Below are 19874 nucleotides of genomic sequence, written 5' to 3'. Positions count from 1 at the left end.
AGGGGGTCAGGCGGCGAGGGTCTCGATGACGACGCGGGTCCACTCCAGGAGCTCGCGGCCCGCCAGCGGCTTGCCGCCGACGTGGGCCTCGCGCGGACGCGGCACGAGGACGATGTCGGTCGCCGCCTTGTACATGCTCTTCGGGTAGATCCGGCGCAGCCGCATCTGAGCCGAGTCCGGCAGCTTCACCCCGGCGAAGCGGATGTTGCTGCCGGCGCTGGTGACCTCCTCGACCCCGGCCCCGGCCACGGCGACCCGGAGGCGCGCGACCTCGAGCAGGGTCTCGGTGACCTCCGGCGGCTCGCCGTAGCGGTCGACCAGCTCGGCGCGCAGCTCGGCGATCTCCTCGACCGAGCCCACCGCCGACAGCCGCTTGTAGACCTCGAGCCTCAGGCGCTCGCTCGGCACGTAGTCGGTCGGCAGGTGCGCCTCGATGGGCAGCTCGATCTTGACGTCCCGGCGCGTCGGCTCGGTGTCGCCGCGGAACTCCGCGACGGCCTCGCCGACGAGCCTCACGTACAGGTCGAAGCCGACGTCGGCGATGTGGCCCGACTGCTCACCGCCGAGCAGGTTGCCCGCACCACGGATCTCGAGGTCCTTCATCGCCACGGCCATGCCACCGCCGAGCTCGGAGTGCTGCGCGATCGTGGCGAGCCGGTCGTGCGCGGTCTCCGTCAGCGGCTTGTCCGGCGGGTAGAGGAAGTACGCGTACGCGCGCTCGCTGCCTCGACCCACGCGGCCCCGCAGCTGATGCAGCTGCGACAGGCCGAGGACGTCGGAGCGCTCGATGATCATCGTGTTGGCGTTCGAGACGTCCAGGCCCGACTCGACGATCGTGGTGCACACGAGCACGTCGTAGCGCTTCTCCCAGAAGTCGACCATGACCCGCTCGAGCTCGGACTCGCTCATCTGGCCGTGCGCGCCGGCGACGCGCACCTCGGGCACGAGCTCCTGCAGCCGTGCGACCGCCTTGTCGATGCTCTGCACCCGGTTGTGGATGTAGAACGCCTGGCCCTCGCGCAGCAGCTCGCGCCGGATCGCGGCGACGACCTGACGGTCCTCGTAGGCGCCGACGAAGCTCAGCACGGGGTGCCGCTCCTCCGGCGGGGTCGCGATGGTCGACATCTCGCGGATGCCGGTGATCGCCATCTCGAGCGTCCGCGGGATCGGCGTGGCCGACATCGAGAGCACGTCGACGGCGGCGCGCAGGTGCTTGAGCGCCTCCTTGTGCTCGACGCCGAAGCGCTGCTCCTCGTCGACGATCACGAGACCGAGGTCCTTGATGTGCACGCCGGGCTGGAGCAGGCGGTGGGTGCCGATCACCATGTCGACCGAGCCGTCGGCCAGGCCGTCCATCGTCTCCTTCGACTCCTTCTCGGACTGGAAGCGCGAGAGGGGCCGGATCGTGACGGGGAACTGGCCGAAGCGTTCGGCGAAGGTCGCGTGGTGCTGCTGCACCAGCAGGGTCGTCGGGACGAGCAGGATGACCTGCTTGCCGTCCTGGATCGCCTTGAACGCCGCGCGGACGGCGATCTCGGTCTTGCCGTATCCGACGTCGCCGCACACGAGGCGGTCCATCGGGACGGTGCGCTCCATGTCGCGCTTGACGTCCTCGATCGTGACGAGCTGGTCGGGGGTCTCGACGTGCGCGAAGGAGTCCTCGAGCTCGCGCTGCCAGGGCGTGTCGGGACCGAAGGCGTGACCCTTGGTCGACTGCCGCGCGGCGTAGAGCTTGATGAGCTCGCCCGCGATCTGCCGGACCGCCTTGCGCGCCTTGGCCTTGCGCTGGGTCCAGTCGGCGCCGCCCATCTTGTCGAGCGTGGGGTTCTCGCCACCGACGTACCGGCTGACCTGGTCGAGCTGGTCCATCGGGACGAACAGCCGGTCGCCCGGTTGGCCGCGCTTGCCCGGCGCGTACTCGATGACGAGGTACTCGCGGGCCGCGCCCTGCACCACGCGGTTGACGAGCTCGACGTAGCGGCCGACACCGTGCTGCTCGTGCACGACCGGGTCGCCGGCCTTGAGCTCGAGCGGGTCGACCTGCTTGCGGCGGCGGGCCGGCATCGAGCGGGTGGCCTTCTCGGCGGCACGCTGTCCCACCAGGTCGTCGTGGGTCAGGACCGCGAGCCCGAGCGGACGCGCCACGAAGCCGTGCGCGAGCTCGGCGCACAGCACGCGGACGACGCCCTCGGCGGGCTGAGGGGAGTCGGACCCGGGGGCGGCACTGACCTCGGCGCCCGCCAGGTCGACCTCGGCGAGCCACTCGAGCGTGCGCTGCACCTGGCCGTGCCCGGGCACGACGAGGACGACCTCGAGCCCCTCGGTGCGCCAGTTGCGGATGACGGTGGCTGCGGCGTCGAGGTCGCCGCGCAGCTCGGGCGACTCCTCGACCTCGAGGTCCCACTCGCCGCCGTCGGTGGTCTCGGCGTCGAGCCCGAACGGCGTGACGCCCCACCAGAGGTGACCGAGCGAGAGCGTGTGCTCCCGGACCTGGTCGAGCGTGTGGAAGGCGGCCGAGGTCAGGTCGATCGGCGCCTCGGCGCCGGTGGCCGCAGCGGCCCAGGAGGCCTGCAGGAACTCCTCGCTCGTGGCGACGAGGTCGTGCGCGCGGGCCCGGACCCGCTCGGGGTCACAGAGCAGCACGGAGGCGTCGCCCGGCAGCAGGTCGACCAGCAGCTCCATCTCGTCGACCAGCGCGGGCGTGAACGACTCCATGCCCTCGACGGCGTGGCCCTCCGCGATCTTGGAGAGCATCTCCACGAGCGACGGGTGGCTCCCGGCGAGCGCCTTCGCGCGGGCCCGGACCTCGTCGGTCAGCAGGAGCTCGCGGCACGGCGGCGCCCACACCCGGGTGACGGGCTCGAGGGAGCGCTGGTCGGCCACCGAGAACTGCCGGAGCTCCTCGACGGTGTCGCCCCAGAACTCGATCCGGACGGGATGGTCGGCCGTGGGCGGGAAGACGTCGACGATGCCGCCGCGGACGGCGAACTCGCCGCGTCGCTCCACGAGGTCGACCCGGGCGTACGCGGCGCCGGCGAGGTCGCGCACCAGCGCGTCGAGCTCGTAGTCGTCTCCGACGGAGAGCTCCACCGGCGTCAGGTCGGCGAGTCCGCGCACCTGCGGCTGCAGGATCGAGCGGACGGGCGCGACGATGGCGCGCAGGGGTGCGCTGCCCTCGTTGGCCTCGGGGTGGACCAGGCGTCGGAGGGTCGCGAGGCGGCGACCGACGGTGTCGGACCGCGGCGACAGCCGCTCGTGCGGCAGCGTCTCCCAGGCCGGGAACGACGCGACGAGGTCGGGGCCCAGCGTCTCGCCGAGCACGGCGGCGACCTCGTCGGCCTCGCGCGCCGTGGCCGTGACGACGAGCACGGGCCCGGCGCGGCCCGCGAGGGCGTGCGCCACGAACGGGCGGAGGGCGGACGGACCGCGCACCGACTGGGCACGCACGCCGTCGGCGCTCTCGCCGAGAGCGGACGTCAGGCCGGGCAGGCCCGCGACACGGGCGGCGAGCCCTCCCAGCAGCGGTCCGGGGACCTCAGCGGTTGAAGGCACTTTGCGTCTCCACGAGACCTCGGGTGATGAGCGACTCGACGGCGTCGGCCGCCTCCTCGACGTTGACGTCGAGCTCCTTGCGCTCGGCCGCGGACCACGGCTTGAGCACGAAGTCGTGCACGGTCTGCTGCCCGGGAGGCCGGCCGATGCCAACCCTCACGCGGTGGAACTCCCCCGTGCCGAGCGAGCCGCGCAGCGACTTGAGCCCGTTGTGGCCGTTGTCGCCGCCTCCGAGCTTGATGCGCAGGCGTCCGAAGTCGATATCGAGCTCGTCGTGGATCACGACGTACTCCTCCGGAGCGACGTCGAAGAATCCGCCGAGCGCCTTGAGCGGTCCGCCGCTCTCGTTCATGTACGAGCGGGAGCGTCCGAGCACGACGCGCTCGCCGGCCAGACGGCCCTCGACGACGTCGGTACGGCTCTTGCGGTGCGACGACCACTTCCCGCCCATGCGGGCGGCGAGGACGTCGGTCACCAGGTACCCGACGTTGTGTCGGGTGGTGGCGTACGCCGGGCCCGGGTTGCCGAGCCCGGCGATCAGCCAGGTCACTCCGACTCGGCGTCCCCGGCCTCGGCCTCGGCGTCAGCCTCGGCGTCGTCGCCGGTCTCGGACTCGGGCTCGTCCTTCTCGATGCCGACCTCGGCCTCGGCCTCGGCGAGCTCCGCGTCGACCTCGGCCGCGGTGGGCGCGGCGGTGACGTTGATGATCAGCAGGTCGTCCTCGACGGCCAGGGTCGAGCCCTTCGGCAGCGTGACGTCCTTGGCGAGCACCTGGTCGCCGACCTGGAGGCCCTCGATGCTGACCTCGATCTCGTTCGGGATCGCGGTGGCGTCGACCTCGACCGACAGGGTCGTGGTGTCGGTGACGACGAGCGTCTCGGGAGCGGCCTCGCCGGTGACGTTCAGCGGGATGTCGACGGTGACCTTCTCGCCGCGCTTCACGATGAGGAGGTCGACGTGCTCGAGGAAGCCCTTGAGCGGGTCACGCTGGACCTGCTTGGGGATCGCGAGGTGCTGCTCGCTGCCGAGGTCGATCGTCAGCAGCGCGTTGGAGTTCTTGAGCGCCAGCATCAGGGTGTGGCCCGGCAGGGTCACGTGGACGGGGTCGGAGCCGTGGCCGTAGAGCACGGCGGGCACCTTGTCGTCGCGGCGGATGCGGCGGGCGGCGCCCTTGCCGAACTCCGTGCGGGTCTCGGCGGGAATCGTGATGTCGGCCACGGGAAACTGCTCCTCGAATTGCTGATGCGGGGTTCTGGGGGTGAGCCGTCGGGCGCGCGACACAGCACTCGGTACGAGCGCCCTGTCGATCACGGTCGGACGATTCCGACCCTCGCCGAGGCAACCGGACGAGCCTACCGCAGCAGGTGCGAAGGCTGGTAATCCGTCACCCGGGGGCGACGGTCGACGTGCAGGTCAGTCCTTGAACAGGCTCGTGACCGAGCCGTCCTCGAACACCGCGGCGATGGCCTGCGCCAGCAGCGGGGCGATCGACAGCACCGTGAGCTTGTCGAACGTCTGCTCCGGGCCGAGCGGCAGGGTGTTCGTGACGATGACCTCGGTCGCGACCGAGTCGCGGAGCCGCTGGACGGCGGGCCCGGAGAACACGGGGTGCGTCGCCAGGATGACGACCTCCGCGGCACCGTCGGCCATGAGCGCCTCGGCGGCCTGCACGATCGTGCCGCCGGTGTCGATCAGGTCGTCGACCAGGATGCAGGTGCGACCGGCGACCTCACCGACGACGCGGTTGGCCTTGCTCTCGTTCGGCCGCGTGACGTCGCGCGTCTTGTGGATGAACGCCAGCGGGGCGCCGCCAAGGGCGTTGGCCCACGACTCGGCCACCTTGATGCGGCCCGCGTCGGGCGAGACGACGGCGAAGGAGTGGTCGGCGTACTTCTCCCGCACGTAGCGCGTGAGGATCGGCATCGCCAGGAGGTGGTCGACCGGGCCGTCGAAGAAGCCCTGGATCTGCGCCGTGTGCAGGTCGACCGTCATGAGCCGGTCGGCACCCGCGGAGAGGAAGAGGTCGGCCATGAGGCGCGCCGAGATCGGCTCGCGGCCGAGATGCTTCTTGTCCTGGCGGGCGTAGCCGTAGAACGGCAGCACGACCGTGATGCGCTTGGCCGAGGCGCGCTTGAGCGCGTCGATCATGATGAGCTGCTCCATGATCGCCTGGTTGATCGGCGCCGCGTGGCTCTGGATCACGAAGGCGTCGCAGCCGCGCACGGACTCGTCGAAGCGGACGTAGATCTCGCCGTTGGCGAAGTCGTAGGCCGTCGTGGGCACGAGGTCGACGCCGAGGAGCTCGGCCACCTCCTGCGCCAGGGTCGGGTGGGTGCGACCCGAGAACAGCATGAGGTTCTTGGTCGTCGTCCTCTTGCTGGACGTGCTCGACGACGTGGCCTCGGCGGGTCCAGAGGTGGATGACAGGCTGCTCACTCGCGGGTCTCCCGTGCTCGACGTGCGGCCTCGGCGGACGAGGTGCCGGGTCGCTTCGACTCGACCCACCCGTCGATCATCCTCTGTCGTCCCTCGCCGATGGCGAGCGCCCCCGCGGGGACGTCGTCGCGGACCGTGGTACCTGCGGCCGTGTAGGCGCCGTCGCCGATCGTGACCGGAGCGACGAAGACGTTGTCGGAGCCCGTGCGGGCGTGCTTGCCGACCGTCGTGCGGTGCTTGTGCTGGCCGTCGTAGTTCGCCGTGATCGTGCCGGCGCCGATGTTGGAGCCCTCGCCGATCTCGGCGTCGCCGACGTAGCTGAGGTGCGGCACCTTGGCGTCCGGACCGATGTGCGCGTTCTTGGTCTCGACGAACGTGCCGATCTTGCCGCCGGCGTCCAGCAGGGTGCCCGGCCGGAGGTAGGCGAACGGGCCGACGCTGGTGTCGGGGCCGATCACGGAGTCGGAGCCGTGCGTGCGCACCACGGAGGCACCCTGCCCGACCTCGACGTTGCGCAGGGTGGTGTCGGGCCCGATCGTGGCGCCGGTCGCGACGACCGTGGCCCCCAGCAGCTGGGTGCCTGGCAAGAGGGTGACGTCCGGCGCGAGCTCGACCGCCGAGTCGATCCAGGTCGTGGCGGGGTCGACGACGGTGACGCCCTCACGCATCCAGTGCTCCACGAGTCGCTCGTTGAGCTTCTGCCCGAGCTGGGCCAGCTGCACGCGGTCGTTGACCCCCTCGGTCTGCCAGACGTCCTCCAGGACGTGCGCACCGACGGGGAGACCCTCACCGACGGCGTGGGCGACGATGTCGGTCAGGTACAGCTCGCCCTGGTCGTTGTCGTCGCGCAGGGCGGCGACGGCCCGCAGCAGGAAGTCGGCGTCGACGGCCAGCACGCCGCTGTTGATCTCGGGGATCAGCAGCTCCTCGGCGCTGGCGTCGCGGTGCTCGCGGATCGCCAGCACCCGGCCCTCGCCGTCGCGGACGATGCGTCCGTAGCCGGCGGGCTTGTCGGAGACGGAGCTGAGGATCGTGACGGCCCGGCGGTCACCCGCGTGCTCGTCGATCAGACCGACGAGGGTCTCGGTCGTCAGCAGGGGCACGTCTCCGTAGGTCACGACGACGGTGCCCGTCGGCGCCTCGGCCAGGGCCTCGAGCGCGACCTTCACCGCGTGGCCCGTGCCGCGCTGCTGCTCCTGCACGACCTGCAGGGCGTCGGGCGCGAGGCCGCTGACGACCTCCGCGACCTGCTCGCGACCGTGCCCGATGACGGTCACGGTGACGTGCGCGCCGAGGCCGGCGACCGCAGCGAGCGCATGGCCCACGAGGGGCAGTCCGCCGATCTCGTGCAGGACCTTGGGGCGTTCGGAGCGCATCCGGGTGCCCGCCCCTGCGGCGAGCACGATGGCGGTGACGGAGCCAGACGAGGGTGCAGACACGTCCGCCAGTGTAGGGACGGGTGCCGTCGGCGGCCGAGGACCGATCCGCTCGTGATGCTGAGGTGGGTTCCCGCACCTAGGCTCACGGCATGTCCTCCTCGCTCACGGTCCTCGTCACCGGGGCCACCGGATTCATCGGCCAACGCCTCGTCCCCGAGCTCGTCGAGCGCGGGCACGAGGTGCGCGCCATGACGCGCAGGCCTGAGGAGTACGACGGCGAGGGCACCGCGGTCGGGGCCGATGTCGACGACTCGGCGTCGCTGGCCGCTGCACTCGAGGGCGTCGACGTCGCGATCTACCTCGTGCACTCGCTCGACCAGGACGACTTCGAGAAGATCGATGCCGAGGCGGCCTCCCGGTTCGGCACCATCGCTGCCGAGTCGGGTGTGAAGCAGATCGTCTACTTGGGTGGGCTCGGGGCCGACGGCGACGACCTGTCCGCGCACCTGCGCTCGCGCCGCGAGGTCGAGGGTCTCCTGGGCAGCGGTGGCGTGCCCGTCACGGTGCTGCGCGCCGCGATCGTCGTGGGTCACGGCGGGATCTCGTGGGAGCTCACCCGCCAGCTCGTCAAGAACCTGCCGGCGATGATCGTGCCGAAGTGGACCGCCACGCGCACGCAGCCCGTCGCCATCGACGACGTCGTGCGCTACCTGGCGGGCGTGATCGACCACCCCGACGCGATCGGGCAGACCTTCGAGATCGGCGGCCCCGACTCGATGACGTACCGCGACATGATGCAGATCGCCGGCGAGCAGATCCAGGGCCGCAAGACGCCCATGGTGACGGTGCCGGTGCTGTCGCCCGGGCTCTCGTCCCGGTGGCTCGCGCTCGTCACCGACGTGGACGCCACGACCGGACGCAACCTCATCGACTCGATGGGCGTCGAGGTCGTGGTGAGCGAGCAGCGCATCCGCGAGGTCGTGCCGGGCGAGCCCCTGACCTACACCGAGGCCGTCAAGCGGGCCCTTGCCGAGCGCAAGGCCGCGCTCGGCGACGACTGAGCCCGCCCTTCCCTCAGCCGAGGACCTCCGTCAGGCGAACAGCACCGGCAGCACGAACAGCATCGAGATCGACCACGTGCAGTGCGTGAGGATCGGCGCCAGCACGCCACCCGAGGCCCGGCGCTGCAGCCCCACGATGGCACCGAGCAGGATCGCCGCGAAGGCCAGCATCACGTTGCCCGTGCCGAGGGTCGCGAGCACGTAGGCGATCGTCGTCCAGGCGACGGGGTTGCGCGGGATCGCCGCGTAGGCCGCGCCTCGCCAGAAGAGCTCCTCCGCGATGCCGTTCACCGCGGTCACGATGACGACGAGCCAGATCGCGCCCTGGTCGGCGAAGTCGGTGACGGAACGCACCTGGTCGAACAGCCACGGGATCTCCCGCACGACGAGCCCGCCGACGACGAAGAGCAGCGCGAGGGCCAGCCCCAACAGGATCGGCTCGACGATCGGGCGGACCGTGATGTCCGGTGCGGGGCGCGAGGCGATCCGCCCGGCGTGCAGGCGACCCGACACGAACGCACCCGCGGCCCAGACCCCTGCGAGCGCGAGCGTCGCCACGTAGAACGACACGCTGCCGGGCTCGAGGCGCAGCGAGATCCCGAGGAGCACCGCCCCGACCACGACGGTGGCCACCACGACGACCTGGCGGCGCCGGAGCCCCTCCGGGGTGTCCTGCTGGTCCCGGGGCACGACGTCCCACACCGACCTGCGGACCCAGCGCATCGCCACTCCCCTCGTCGGGTTCCACCGTCTCCGTCGAATCTACGTGCGCGGGCGCAGGGCCGCACGGCGTCGGCGCTCGCGCCGGTACCGTCGACGGGTGACCGTGACCCGCTCGATCGTCCTCTTCCTCGTCGCCGCGCTGTTCGAGATCGGCGGTGCCTGGCTCGTGTGGCAGGGCGTCCGCGAGAACAAGGGCCTGCTCTGGGTCGGGGGCGGCGTGATTGCGCTCGGCGTCTACGGCTTCGTCGCGACGCTGCAGCCCGACGCCAGCTTCGGGCGGATCCTCGCGGCGTACGGCGGGGTGTTCGTGGCGGGGTCGCTCGCCTGGGGCATGGCCGTCGACGGCTTCAAGCCTGACCGCTGGGACGTCGCCGGCGCGATGGTCTGCCTCGTCGGCGTGGCGCTGATCATGTACGCCCCCCCGCGACGCCTGACCCCACCCGCTCCGCCGAGATGTGTGGAGCTCCGCCCCATTTCCCGACCCGAAACGGGGCGAAAGTCCACACATCTGGGCGGACGTGGCTCCCCGGGCAGGAGTCGAACCTGCGTCGCTTGTCCTGATTCAAAGTCAGGCGGGCCCTGCCGGCAGACCAACCGGGGATCGTGCCGGAATCAGGCTACCGGTCCGGACGGGTCGCCACCGCGAACGTGCGGGCGAACGGGAACACCGTGCCCCAGTCGCGCTGCGGATAGGCGGCGCGGAGCTCGGCCTGGTACTCGGCGACGAACTGCTCGCGCAGGCCATCGGGCAGCGCCTGGACGTAGGGGCGCGCACCCGTGCCGGACACCCAGCCCCAGACGGCGTCGTCGCCCTCCAGCACGTGCAGGTACTCGGTCGTCCAGACGTCCGCGGTCCAGCCGAGCCCCGCGAACAGCTCGAGGTAGGCAGGGGCGTCGGTGGCCGAGAACTCGCGGACGCCCTGCGTGTGGTCGGCGAACGCCGGCCGCGCGGCGACCTCACGCATGAGGCGGTGACTCGGCGCGTCCTGGTTGTCGGGCACCTGCACGGCGAAGGCCCCGCCGTCCTGCACGGCGTCGAGCAGCCGCGTGATCACCGCGAACGCGTCCGGGAGCCACTGGAACATCGCGTTCGAGACGATCACGTCGTACGGGCCGTCGGGCGTGAGCGCGTTGACGTCCGCGACCTCGTACCGGCCGTCGGGGTCGACCTCGCGCGCGTGGGCGATCATCTCCTCCGAGGCGCCGACCCCGAGCACGTCGGCCCCCGGCCAGCGGTCGCGGATGACCGACGACAGGTTGCCGGCCCCGCAGCCGAGGTCGAGCACCCTCGCCGGTGCGGTGGCGGGCACGCGGGCCAGCAGCTCCACGAACGGCCGGCCGCGGTCGCCGGCGTGCTGGAGGTAGAGGCTCGGGTCCCAGCGGGTCACGCTCCCACCGCTCCCTGGGCCGCCTCGAGCTGGGCGGAGAGCGCCATGAGCCGCACGTCGTCACCGTGGCGGCCGACGAGCTGGACCGCGAGCGGCAGACCGTCGCCCGCTCGCCCCGCCGGCATCGAGACGGCGGGGACGCCCGCGTGGTTCCACTGCACGGTGTACGGGTAGAACGCGTTCATCGCCAGGATCAGGCGCAGTGGGCCGAGATCGCTCCACGGTCCCACCGGCAGCGCCGTCGAGGTCATGACGGGCGACAGGAGCACGTCGACCCCGAGGTCGTCGTGGACCGTTCGGCCGAATTGCTCGCCAGCCCGCTTGGCCCAGGCGATCGCGCGCTGCGGGACCGGCTTGCCGAGCCGCACGATGCCGCGCGTGCGCGGCTCGAGCAGTGACGCGTCGTCGAGCCGCTCGACCGACTCCGCGATGCCGCCGAGGTACCGGAGCGTGGCCGACTTCGCCCGGAGCCCGTAGGCCACGTCGACCTCCACCACGGTGTGGCCCGCGGCGCGCAGCAGCGCAGCCGTGCGCTCGAGCGCGGCGTCGACCTCGGGGTCGAGCTTCGCGGCCCGGGTCGCGGCGGCGGCACTGCGGGTGAGCCCGATGCGCAGGGCACCCGGGGAGGCCGACGCTGCGGCCTCGACCAGCGAGCCGGCGAAGGTCCCGATCTCGTCGAGGTAGAGGGCGGTGTCGGCCACGGTCGGGGTGACGCAGCCCTGCGTGGAGAGCCCGCACCACCCGCCCGATCCGGGCACGGTCCCGTTCGTGGGCTTGAACCCGACGAGACCGCAGGTGGCGGCGGGGATGCGGATCGAGCCCGCGCCGTCGGAGGCCGTCGCGATGCCCACCGCACCCGCGGCCACGAGCGCCGACGAGCCGCCCGATGAGCCGCCACTCGTGCGGCTCGGATCGATCGGGTTCCGGGTCACGCCGGAGATCGCCGGCTCCGTGAAGCCGACGATCATGAGCTCCGGCAGCGTCGTGGTCGCCACCGGCACGGCACCCGCGCGTCGGAGGTGGGCGACGAGCTCGCCGTCCTCGGTCGCCGTGCGGGTGACGGCCCGGCTGCCGAGCGTCGTCACGTGCCCGGCGACGTCGAGGTCGTTCTTCAGCGCGATCGGCACGCCGGTCAGCGGGCCGGCCGTGCCCTCGGGACGCCGGCGGTCGGCCTCGTCGGCCCCCGCGAGCGCCTCCTCGTCGAGCACCTCGACGACCGCGTTGATCCGCGGGTTCTCCCGGGCGATCGCCGCGAGCGTGGCTTCCGTGAGCTCGCGCGAAGTGATCTCACCGGCGGCGAGCAGGGCGGACTGGTGGGCCGCGCCTGCGGCCACGACGCTGTCGAGGGAGGACATGCCGCCACGCTAGACCTGCCCACCGAGCCGATCAAGAATCTCGACATCAAGAATCTCGAGGAGTAGCGTGGCGGCATGTCCGAGCGAGCCGACGAGGTCGACGAGATCGTCGAGGCCTGGCTCCGCGAGCGACCCGACCTCGACGTCAGCCCGATGCAGGTGCTGAGTCGCGTCTCACGCCTCGCGCGTCACGTCGACAACGTGCGCAAGGAGGCCTTTGCAACCCACGGCCTGGAGTCGTGGGAGTTCGACGTGCTGGCCGCCCTGCGCCGCTCCGGCGAGCCCTACGCGCTCTCCCCCGGTCGCCTCGTCGCCCAGACCCATGTCACGAGCGGCACCATGACGAACCGCGTCGACCGGCTCACGGCCCGCGGACTGGTCGAGCGTCAGCCCGATCCGGGCGACCGCCGTGGCGTGCTCGTGCAGCTGACCGGCGCGGGCCGCGAGCAGGTCGACGGCGCGATCGCCGAGCTCATGCGCAGCGAGGCCGGTCTCCTGGAGAACCTGTCAGCCGCCGAGGCCGAGAGCCTCGCCACGGCCCTGCGCACGCTGATGGTGCCGTTCCGCACTCCCTGAGCGGCATCGAACCGGACCTCAGCCCAGGTCGTCGGAGATCTCCAGCCAGCGGTCCTCGAGCTCGGCCAGGCGGGTCGCGACCTCGGCGTGCTCGGTCGCGAGCTCGGTCAGGCGCGGGCCGTCCGAGGCGTGCTCGGCCATCAGCGCCTCGAGCTCCTTGGTGCGCTGGTCGGACTGCTTGATCCAGCGCTCGACCCGCGTGAGCTCCTTGCGGAGCTCGCGATCCTGCTGCGCGTCGCGAGCCGGCGCCGCCGCGCCGGCCGTCGCGCCCGCGGTGTCGGGTCGCGTCGACGACTCCGTGCGGCCGGCACCGGCTCCCCCGGCCAGCGTCAGGTACTGGTCGACCCCGCCCGGCAGGTGCCGCAGGTGCCCGTCGACCACGGCGAACTGGTGGTCCGTGACGCGCTCGAGCAGGTAGCGGTCGTGCGAGACGACCAGCAGGGTGCCGGGCCAGGTGTCGAGCAGGTCCTCGACCGCGGCGAGCATGTCGGTGTCGAGATCGTTGGTGGGCTCGTCGAGGATCAGCACGTTCGGCTCCTCGAGGAGCACGAGCAGCAGCTGCAACCGCCGACGCTGCCCGCCCGAGAGGTCCTTGACCGGTGTCGAGAGCTGTCCGGTGCGGAAGCCGAGCTGCTCCAGCAGCTGGGTGGGCGTCTGTTCCTTGCCGCCCGCCACGACCGACGTCCGCTGCCGCGAGATGACGTCGGTGACCCGGTCGTTCGCCACGGCGTCGAGCTCGGCCAGCGACTGGGTCAGCGTCGCGATCTTCACGGTCTTGCCCCGCTTGACCTTGCCGCCCGTCGGCAGCACCTCGCCGGTCACGAGGCCGAGCAGCGTCGACTTGCCGGCGCCGTTGCGGCCCAGGATCCCGGCCCGCTCGCCCGGCCCGATCCGCCACTCGACGTGGTCCAGGACCTGCTTGTCGCCGTACGAGACCGAGACGTCGAGGATGTCGACGACGTCGCGGCCGAGGCGGGAGGTGGCCATCTTCTTCAGCTCGACCGTGTCGCGCGGGGGCGGCTCGTTCGAGATCAGCTCGGTCGCCGCGTCGATGCGGAACTTCGGCTTCGACGTGCGCGCCGGGGCGCCGCGGCGCAGCCAGGCGAGCTCCTTGCGCATGAGGTTCTGCCGTCGCCCCTCGATGACCGAGGCCTGGCGGTCGCGCTCGACCCGCTGCAGGACGTAGGCGGCGTAGCCGCCCTCGAACGCCTCGACGATCGCGTCGTGCACCTCCCACGTGGTGGTGCAGACGGCGTCGAGGAACCACCGGTCGTGGGTCACCACGGCGAGGGCGCGGTCGCGCACCGCCCAGGCGTTCAGGTGCCGCGCGAGCCAGTCGATGCCCTCGACGTCGAGGTGGTTGGTCGGCTCGTCGAGGAACAGCACGTCCCACTCCCCCGCCAGCAGTGCCGCGAGGGCGGTGCGGCGGCGCTGGCCACCGCTCAGGGAGCCGATCTCCGCGTCCCACGCGACGTCGCCGAGCAGCCCCGCCACGATGTCGCGGATGCGGGGGTCGCCCGCCCACTCGTGGTCGGGTCGGTCGCCCACCACGACCGCGCCGACCGTGGCGTCGTCGGCCAGCGAGTCGGCCTGGTCGAGGAACCCGACCCGGAGGTCGCGCCGCCACGTGATGCGGCCGGCGTCGAGCTCGCGCTTGCGGGCGAGGGCTCCCATGAGGGTCGACTTGCCGTCACCGTTGCGACCGACGACGCCGATCTTGTCGCCCTCACCGATGCCGACCGTGACCCCGTCGAGCACGCGCTTGGCCGGGACGTCGATCACGACGCCCTCGCCGACGATGAGCGGGTTCACGCGATGATGCGGGCGCCGGACGCCGGGCCGTGGGTGTGGATGACGTCGGCACAGCCGGGAGCCGACCACAGCTCGGCCGTGAGCTGCTGGGCGTCGGCGTCGTCCTCGAGCAGGAACACGCACGTCGGCCCGGAGCCGGAGACGATGCCGGCGAGAGCCCCCGCGTCGACCCCGATCTGCAGGACGCGGTCGAGCTCGGGACGCAGCGAGAGCGCGGCGGCCTCGAGGTCGTTGGTGAGGTGCTCACCGAGCCGCTCGGCGTCGTGGCCCCGCAAGGCGGACATGAGCTCCGGGGCGACGTGCGGCGGAGCCGGGTCGGGCTCGAGGCGGTCGAACTCGGCGTAGACCTCGGGCGTGGAGAGCCCCTCGCTGGCGACGACGACGAGGAACGCGTAGCGGCCCCGCGAGAGCACGGGCGAGATCTGCTCACCCCGCCCCGTGCCGATGCCGACCCCGCCGTGCAGCAGGAACGGGACGTCGCTGCCGAGGTCGGCCGCGAGCTCCGCCAGGGCCTCGCGGCTCCAGCCCAGCCCCAGCTCGGCGTTGGCGCCGACCAGCGCGGCGGCGGCGTCCGAGGAGCCGCCCGCCATGCCGCCGGCGACCGGGATGACCTTGCGGATCATGAGGTCGACACCCGTCGTGACACCCGCCGCGCTGCGGAGCATCTCGACCGCCCGCACCGCGAGGTTGTCGGCGTCGAGGGGCACCGCCGTCGACTCGGCGCGACCATCGGCGTCGGCGTGCACCGCGACGGTGACCTGGTCGTCGTCGCGCAGCGAGACCCGCACCGTGTCGTGGAGGTCGAGCGCCATGTAGACCGTGGCGAGCTCGTGGAAGCCGTCGTCGCGAAGCGGGCCCACCGACAGACCGAGGTTGATCTTGGCGGGCGCCCTCACGGTGGTCGACGTCACCCGACCAACCTAGCCGTCATCGCGACGGGCGCTCCTTGCGGCCGGGCACCCCGGCGTCGAGCGACGTCATGTGCTGCGCCACGGCGCGGAACGCGAGGACGTCGAGCTGCTCGCCACGCGTGCGGGGATCGATGCCCGCGGCCACCAGGGCCGCCTCGGCGTCCACTCCTGACCCGGCGAGGCCGGAGAGGGCCGAGCGCAGGGTCTTGCGCCGTTGGGCGAAGGCCGCGTCGACGACCGCGAAGGTGCGGCGGCGAGCCGTCTCGTCGCCCAGCGGCTCGGTGTGCCGCCGCCACGCGACGAGCTCGGAGTCGACGTTCGGCACCGGCCAGAAGACGCCGCGACCGACCGTGCCGGCGGCGTCGACCGTTCCGTACCAGGCCGCCTTGACGCTGGGGACGCCGTAGGTGCGCGAGCCGGGGCCCGCGGCGAGCCGGTGGGCCACCTCGGCCTGCACCATGACGAGCGCCCGCTGGATCGTGCTGAACCGCTGCAGCACGTGGAGCAGCACCGGGACGGAGACGTTGTACGGCAGGTTGGCGACCAGCGCGGTCGGCGCGGCGCCGGGCAGCTCCTGCACGTGCATCGCGTCGGCGAGCACGACCTCGACGTCACGACCGGGCGCGAACTCGGCCATCGTCGACGGCAGGAGCTCGGCGAGGACCTCGTCGATCTCGACCGCGACCACGCGGCGCGCGACCTCGGCGAGCGCGAGCGTCAGCGACCCGAGGCCAGGGCCGATCTCGAGGACCACGTCCTCGGGCTGCACGCCGGCGACGCGCACGATGCGACGCACCGTGTTGCCGTCGACGACGAAGTTCTGTCCCTTCTGCTTCGTGGGACGCACCTGCGCCCCCTCGGCGAGCCGACGGACGTCGGTCGCGCCGAGGAGGCGCACGGTGGGGTGAGGCGGTTCGCTGCTCAGCGCAGACCCAGCTTCGACGAGCAGGCGGGCCACTGGCCCCAGCCCGAACGCGCCTGGAGCGTCTGGGCGCGCATCGTCTGCTCCTCGGCGGAGGCCTCCGACGGCAGGCCGGAGCCGCCGACGGCGCGCCACGTGCTGGCCGAGAACTGGTACAGACCGTAGTAGCCGTTGCCCGTGTTGGCCGCCGGGTTGCCACCCGACTCGCACTGGGCGAGCGCGCCCCAGACACCGTCGGGCGCGACACCCGTGGCCACCGGAGCGGCCTTGGTGCCGTGCTTCTCGACCTGGGCCACCGGCTCGGTGGTCACGGTGCGCTCGAGCACGACGCGGTCGCGCACCTGGCCGTCGGCGATCACGACGTCGACCTTCTCCGTGGCCTTGCCCGGGGTGCCGGGCGTCACGACGGTGGTCTCGCCCTCGAAGGCCTCCGGGTCCTCCTGGACCTGGGTCTCGAACGGGACGTCGACCTCCTCGGTGCGCTGCTCCTTCTGGATGCGCACGACCTGCAGGACCGCGTCGGGCGTGACGTAGCCGTCCTTGCCCAGCGTGACCTCGTCGTCGGCGCCGAGCTTGACCTCGGCCTCGTCCAGGACCTCGGCGACCGTGGGGGCCGCCGTCTGGAGCTGCTGGGTCTGTCCGTCGGCGACGACGGTGAGGTTCTTCTCCGAGCTCACGACGACGTCGAGTCCCTTGCGGGGGATCTGCTTGTCGTGCTTGTCGGACACGTAGTCGTCGGACGTCGGCTCGACGCCGTGCTCGTCCAGGAGATCGCCCACGGTGGGGGCGTACGTGACCTGCTCGCTGCTGGCGCCGTCGACCGTGACGGTGACGGGCTTGGCGTACTCCACGACGACCGGCTGGTCGGACGAGGGCGCCGACGTCAGGTCGACGTTGATCTTGTCGGACTCCTTGAGGTCGATGCCCTGGGCCTCGAGGACCTCTTCGACGGTGCCGTCGAACGTGCGGATGGTCTCGGTCTTGCCGTCGACCGTGAGCTCCACGGTGGTGCTCATCGCGGCGTACGCCGTGGCGCCTCCGCCGAGGACCAGGAGCACGAAGACGTTGAGCGCGATGACCCAGGGGGCCTTGGCTCCGCCGTCCTCGCCCCGGCGGAACTTCGCCAGGAGATCAGGTCGGGTGAATCGGGGGTGGGGGAACTTCACAGATGCTTTCCTCGTCTGTTGGCACAACGCTTCACGCGCTCGGTCAGCCGTGCCACCGTAACGAGCATTCGGGTCAGGTCAAACCCGAATGCCCGGATTCACGGTCTTTTCAGGTTGTCCTCACCTGGTGACGGGGCCACGCACCCCCGAAGGCGCGGTCGGTGTTCGCCTCGACCTGACGGCACAGGTCGAGCAGGTCGTCACCCCGCGTTTCGGCCATGTTTCGCAGGGTGAACGGCACGAGGAACGACGCGTTCGGCCGTCCACGGTGCGGCATCGGCGTCAGGAAGGGCGCGTCGGTCTCGACGAGGACGCGATCGGCGGGTGTGACCTTCAACGCATCCCGGAGATCCGGGGCGTTCGAGAAGGTCACGGTGCCCGCGAACGAGAGGTAGGCGCCGCGCTCGACGCACTCGCGCGCGAAGGCTGCGTCACCGGAGAAGCAGTGGAAGATCGTGCGTTCGGGGAGGCCCTCGTCGTCGAGGATCGCGAGCACGTCGGCGTGCGCGTCGCGGTCGTGGATCACGAGGGCGCGGTCGTGCTTCTTGGCGATGCGCACGTGCTCGCGGAAGGAGTGGTGCTGGGCCTCGCGGCCCTCGGGGCCCGTGCGGAAGTAGTCGAGGCCCGTCTCGCCCACGGCCCGCACGACCGGGTCGGCGGCGAGCGCGTCGATCTCGGCGATCGCCGCGTCGAGCTGTCCTGTCTCGGCGAGGCGCGGAGCCTCGTTCGGGTGCAGCGCCACGGCCGCGACGATCGCGTCGAACTCCCGCGCCACCTTTACGGCCCAGCGCGAGTCGTCCAGGTCGCACCCCACCTGGACGATGCGCGGCACCCCGACCGCCGCCGCACGGTCGAGCGCCTCGGCGACCTCGATGCGCCGACCGCCCTTGATGCCCACGTCGAGGTGGCAGTGGTTGTCGACGACCGGGGCCGGCAGCGGCTCAGGCGCGTCGGGCCACGGCCACTCGTCGGTCTCGCTGGTCGCGCTGCCGCTCATCGACTCACTCCTCCGTGAGGTCGATGCGAGGGAACAGCGGTGCGGTCTTGACGATGGGGGTGCCCGCCGGCACCTGGCCCCAGCGCGGCACGTCGGCGATGCGCTGCTCGGCGAGGTCGCCGATCGTCGCGCCGCCGACCGACTCCCACAGCACCGCCGTGGCCTTCGGCATGACGGGGTGCAGCAGGACCGCGAGCGCCCGCAGGCCCTCGACGGTCGTGTTGAGGATCGTGCCGAGGCGCTCGCGCTGCGACTCGTCCTTGGCGACCTGCCACGGCTGCTGGTCGGTGACGTAGCCGTTGAGCGCGTCGACGATGCGCCAGATCGCGGCCACGGCGTCCTGCGGCGCGACGGCGTCGATCGCGGCGTCGGCATCGGCCGTGGCAGTGGCCACGAGCTCGACCACCGCGCGCTCGGCGTCACCGTGCTCGCCGGCCGGCGGGAGCGCGCCGTCGAAGTACTTGCCCACCATCGCCGCGGCCCGCGAGGCCAGGTTGCCGAGGCCGTTGGCGAGCTCGGCGTGGTAGCGCGCGCCGATGTCCTCCCACGAGATCGAGCCGTCGTTGCCGAACGTCAGCGCGCGGGAGAAGTAGTAGCGGTAGGCGTCGGAGCCGAAGGTGTCGACGATCTGCGTGGGGTGGATGCCGTTGGCCTTGCTCTTGGACATCTTCTGCCCGCCCACGAGGATCCAGCCGTGCGCGAAGACCTTCTTCGGCGCGGGCAGCCCGGCGGCCATCAGCATCGCCGGCCAGATGATCGCGTGGAAGCGCACGATGTCCTTGCCGACGATGTGCAGGTCGGCCGGCCACAGGTCGTCGAAGCGCTTCTCGGCGGCCTCGTCGCCCCCGTAGCCCACGGCCGTGACGTAGTTCAGCAGCGCCTCGATCCACACGTAGAAGATGTGGTCGGCGTCCCACGGCACCGGGATGCCCCAGTCGAACGTGGACCGCGAGATCGACAGGTCGGTCAGGCCGCGCGAGACGAAGGAGACGACCTCGTTGCGCGCCGACGCGGGCTGCACGAAATCGGGGTTGGCGTCGTAGAAGTCGAGCAGCTTCTGCTGGTAGTCGCTCAGCCGGAAGAAGTAGTTGGACTCGGTCACGTGCTCGACCCGCGAGCCGTCGAGCGTGGAGATCTTGTGGCCCTCGTCGTCGCCCTCGCCGTCGGCGACGTCGTCCTCGCCCACGAACTCCTCCGAGCCGACGGAGTACCAGCCCGAGAACTCGCCCTGGTAGACGGCGCCGTTGTCGTTGAGCTTCTGCCAGAACGCCTGGACGCCGGTCGCGTGGCGCTCCTCCGACGTGCGGATGAAGTCGTCGTTGGCGAGGTCGATCGTCTCGAGCATCGGCTTCCACTCGCGCTCGACGAGGCCGTCGACCCAGTCCTGCGGGGCCGCGCCGTTCTCGTCGGCCTTGCGGAGCACCTTCTGCCCGTGCTCGTCGACGCCGGTGAGGTACCAGACGCCCTCGCCACGCTGCCGGTGCCAGCGGGTCAGCACGTCGCCCACGGTCTGCGTGTAGCCGTGCCCGATGTGGGGCGCGTCGTTGACGTAGAAGATGGGCGTGGTGACGTAGAACGTCCGATCAGCCATGCCGC

General features: G+C 71.9%; 16 protein-coding genes, 1 tRNA gene and 1 pseudogene. 3 read left to right on the top strand and 15 right to left on the bottom strand.

Translation table 11 applies throughout. The features are described 5' to 3' along the window. Positions 1-6 precede the first annotated feature (6 nt). From mfd to glmU, 5 genes are all read right to left on the bottom strand, one after another. Entirely contained in the window at positions 7-3552 is a 3546-nt protein-coding gene (gene mfd / locus LO931_RS16665) for a transcription-repair coupling factor (protein WP_229054986.1), read from the bottom strand. After that, a complete protein-coding gene (gene pth, locus LO931_RS16660) occupies positions 3536-4102 on the bottom strand; it encodes an aminoacyl-tRNA hydrolase (RefSeq protein WP_229054985.1) in 567 nt (188 codons plus the stop codon). Before pth ends, mfd begins: the two co-directional genes overlap by 17 nt. Continuing rightward, the gene (locus tag LO931_RS16655) at positions 4099-4770 is read right to left on the bottom strand and encodes a 50S ribosomal protein L25/general stress protein Ctc (protein WP_229054984.1); all 672 of its coding nucleotides are present in this window, start codon (positions 4768-4770) and stop codon (positions 4099-4101) included. The genes pth and LO931_RS16655 overlap by 4 nt, the downstream gene beginning before the upstream one ends. 195 nt (positions 4771-4965) lie before the next feature. Further along, positions 4966-5979, bottom strand: coding sequence for a ribose-phosphate diphosphokinase (locus LO931_RS16650; protein ID WP_370636169.1), 1014 nt, complete (start codon positions 5977-5979; stop codon positions 4966-4968). Between the two features lie 5 nt (positions 5980-5984). After that, positions 5985-7427 (bottom strand): bifunctional UDP-N-acetylglucosamine diphosphorylase/glucosamine-1-phosphate N-acetyltransferase GlmU, encoded by a 1443-nt coding sequence (gene glmU, locus LO931_RS16645; RefSeq protein WP_229054983.1) that lies wholly within the window; start codon positions 7425-7427, stop codon positions 5985-5987. A gap of 89 nt (positions 7428-7516) precedes the next feature. On the opposite strand from glmU, the gene LO931_RS16640 reads away from it, so the two are divergent. Continuing rightward, positions 7517-8428 (top strand): NAD(P)H-binding protein, encoded by a 912-nt coding sequence (locus LO931_RS16640; protein WP_229054982.1) that lies wholly within the window; start codon positions 7517-7519, stop codon positions 8426-8428. Between the two features lie 30 nt (positions 8429-8458). Here the strand turns inward: LO931_RS16640 and LO931_RS16635 are convergent, their stop codons facing one another. Continuing rightward, a complete protein-coding gene (locus tag LO931_RS16635; protein WP_229054981.1) occupies positions 8459-9151 on the bottom strand; it encodes a CPBP family intramembrane glutamic endopeptidase in 693 nt (230 codons plus the stop codon). Positions 9152-9248: 97 nt separating this feature from the next. Here LO931_RS16635 and LO931_RS16630 point away from each other — a divergent pair. Beyond that, positions 9249-9572, top strand: a pseudogene (locus LO931_RS16630) (YnfA family protein); the annotation flags it as partial. Between the two features lie 98 nt (positions 9573-9670). On the opposite strand, the gene LO931_RS16625 reads toward LO931_RS16630, so the two are convergent. From LO931_RS16625 to LO931_RS16615, 3 genes are all read right to left on the bottom strand, one after another. Further along, a tRNA-Gln gene (locus LO931_RS16625) sits at positions 9671-9752 on the bottom strand. A gap of 16 nt (positions 9753-9768) precedes the next feature. After that, entirely contained in the window at positions 9769-10539 is a 771-nt protein-coding gene (locus tag LO931_RS16620; RefSeq protein WP_229054980.1) for a methyltransferase domain-containing protein, read from the bottom strand. Continuing rightward, a complete protein-coding gene (locus LO931_RS16615) occupies positions 10536-11894 on the bottom strand; it encodes an amidase (protein ID WP_229054979.1) in 1359 nt (452 codons plus the stop codon). Before LO931_RS16615 ends, LO931_RS16620 begins: the two co-directional genes overlap by 4 nt. Before the next feature lie 75 nt (positions 11895-11969). Between LO931_RS16615 and LO931_RS16610 the strand changes: the two genes are divergently transcribed. Next, positions 11970-12470 carry a MarR family winged helix-turn-helix transcriptional regulator gene (locus LO931_RS16610; protein WP_229054978.1) on the top strand — a complete coding sequence of 167 codons (501 nt, stop codon included), beginning with the start codon at positions 11970-11972 and terminating at the stop codon, positions 12468-12470. Positions 12471-12488: 18 nt separating this feature from the next. Here the strand turns inward: LO931_RS16610 and LO931_RS16605 are convergent, their stop codons facing one another. The 6 genes from LO931_RS16605 to metG form a co-directional block, all read right to left on the bottom strand. Then, positions 12489-14282, bottom strand: coding sequence for an ABC-F family ATP-binding cassette domain-containing protein (locus tag LO931_RS16605; RefSeq protein ID WP_229054977.1), 1794 nt, complete (start codon positions 14280-14282; stop codon positions 12489-12491). After that, positions 14279-15193 carry a 4-(cytidine 5'-diphospho)-2-C-methyl-D-erythritol kinase gene (locus LO931_RS16600; RefSeq protein WP_229054976.1) on the bottom strand — a complete coding sequence of 305 codons (915 nt, stop codon included), beginning with the start codon at positions 15191-15193 and terminating at the stop codon, positions 14279-14281. Before LO931_RS16600 ends, LO931_RS16605 begins: the two co-directional genes overlap by 4 nt. Positions 15194-15209: 16 nt before the next feature. Further along, positions 15210-16040, bottom strand: a complete 831-nt coding sequence (gene rsmA / locus LO931_RS16595; protein ID WP_229054975.1) for a 16S rRNA (adenine(1518)-N(6)/adenine(1519)-N(6))-dimethyltransferase RsmA — start codon at positions 16038-16040, stop codon at positions 15210-15212. A gap of 74 nt (positions 16041-16114) precedes the next feature. Continuing rightward, on the bottom strand, positions 16115-17281 hold the full coding sequence (locus LO931_RS17610; protein WP_304523521.1) for a resuscitation-promoting factor: 1167 nt from the start codon (positions 17279-17281) through the stop codon (positions 16115-16117). A gap of 109 nt (positions 17282-17390) precedes the next feature. After that, on the bottom strand, positions 17391-18278 hold the full coding sequence (locus LO931_RS16580; protein WP_229054974.1) for a TatD family hydrolase: 888 nt from the start codon (positions 18276-18278) through the stop codon (positions 17391-17393). Between the two features lie 4 nt (positions 18279-18282). Then, positions 18283-19869: a methionine--tRNA ligase gene (metG, locus tag LO931_RS16575; protein ID WP_229054973.1), complete on the bottom strand. Its 1587-nt coding sequence runs from the start codon at positions 19867-19869 to the stop codon at positions 18283-18285. Between the last annotated feature and the right edge of the window lie 5 nt (positions 19870-19874).

Origin of the sequence: Aeromicrobium sp. Leaf350, from assembly GCF_916858655.1 — a bacterium.
In the GTDB taxonomy this organism is placed as follows: domain Bacteria; phylum Actinomycetota; class Actinomycetes; order Propionibacteriales; family Nocardioidaceae; genus Aeromicrobium.
The sequence above is the reverse complement of the archived record's forward strand: the minus strand, read 5'-3'. Positions and strand labels throughout refer to the sequence as shown.

Coding starts and splice junctions, on each gene's coding strand:
- LO931_RS16640 (WP_229054982.1), top strand. CDS start 7,517: ATGTCCTCCTCGCTCACGGTCCTCGTCACCGGGGCCACCGGATTCATC.
- LO931_RS16610 (WP_229054978.1), top strand. CDS start 11,970: ATGTCCGAGCGAGCCGACGAGGTCGACGAGATCGTCGAGGCCTGGCTC.
- LO931_RS16635 (WP_229054981.1), bottom strand. CDS start 9,151: ATGCGCTGGGTCCGCAGGTCGGTGTGGGACGTCGTGCCCCGGGACCAG.
- LO931_RS16615 (WP_229054979.1), bottom strand. CDS start 11,894: ATGTCCTCCCTCGACAGCGTCGTGGCCGCAGGCGCGGCCCACCAGTCC.
- metG (WP_229054973.1), bottom strand. CDS start 19,869: ATGGCTGATCGGACGTTCTACGTCACCACGCCCATCTTCTACGTCAAC.
- LO931_RS16580 (WP_229054974.1), bottom strand. CDS start 18,278: ATGAGCGGCAGCGCGACCAGCGAGACCGACGAGTGGCCGTGGCCCGAC.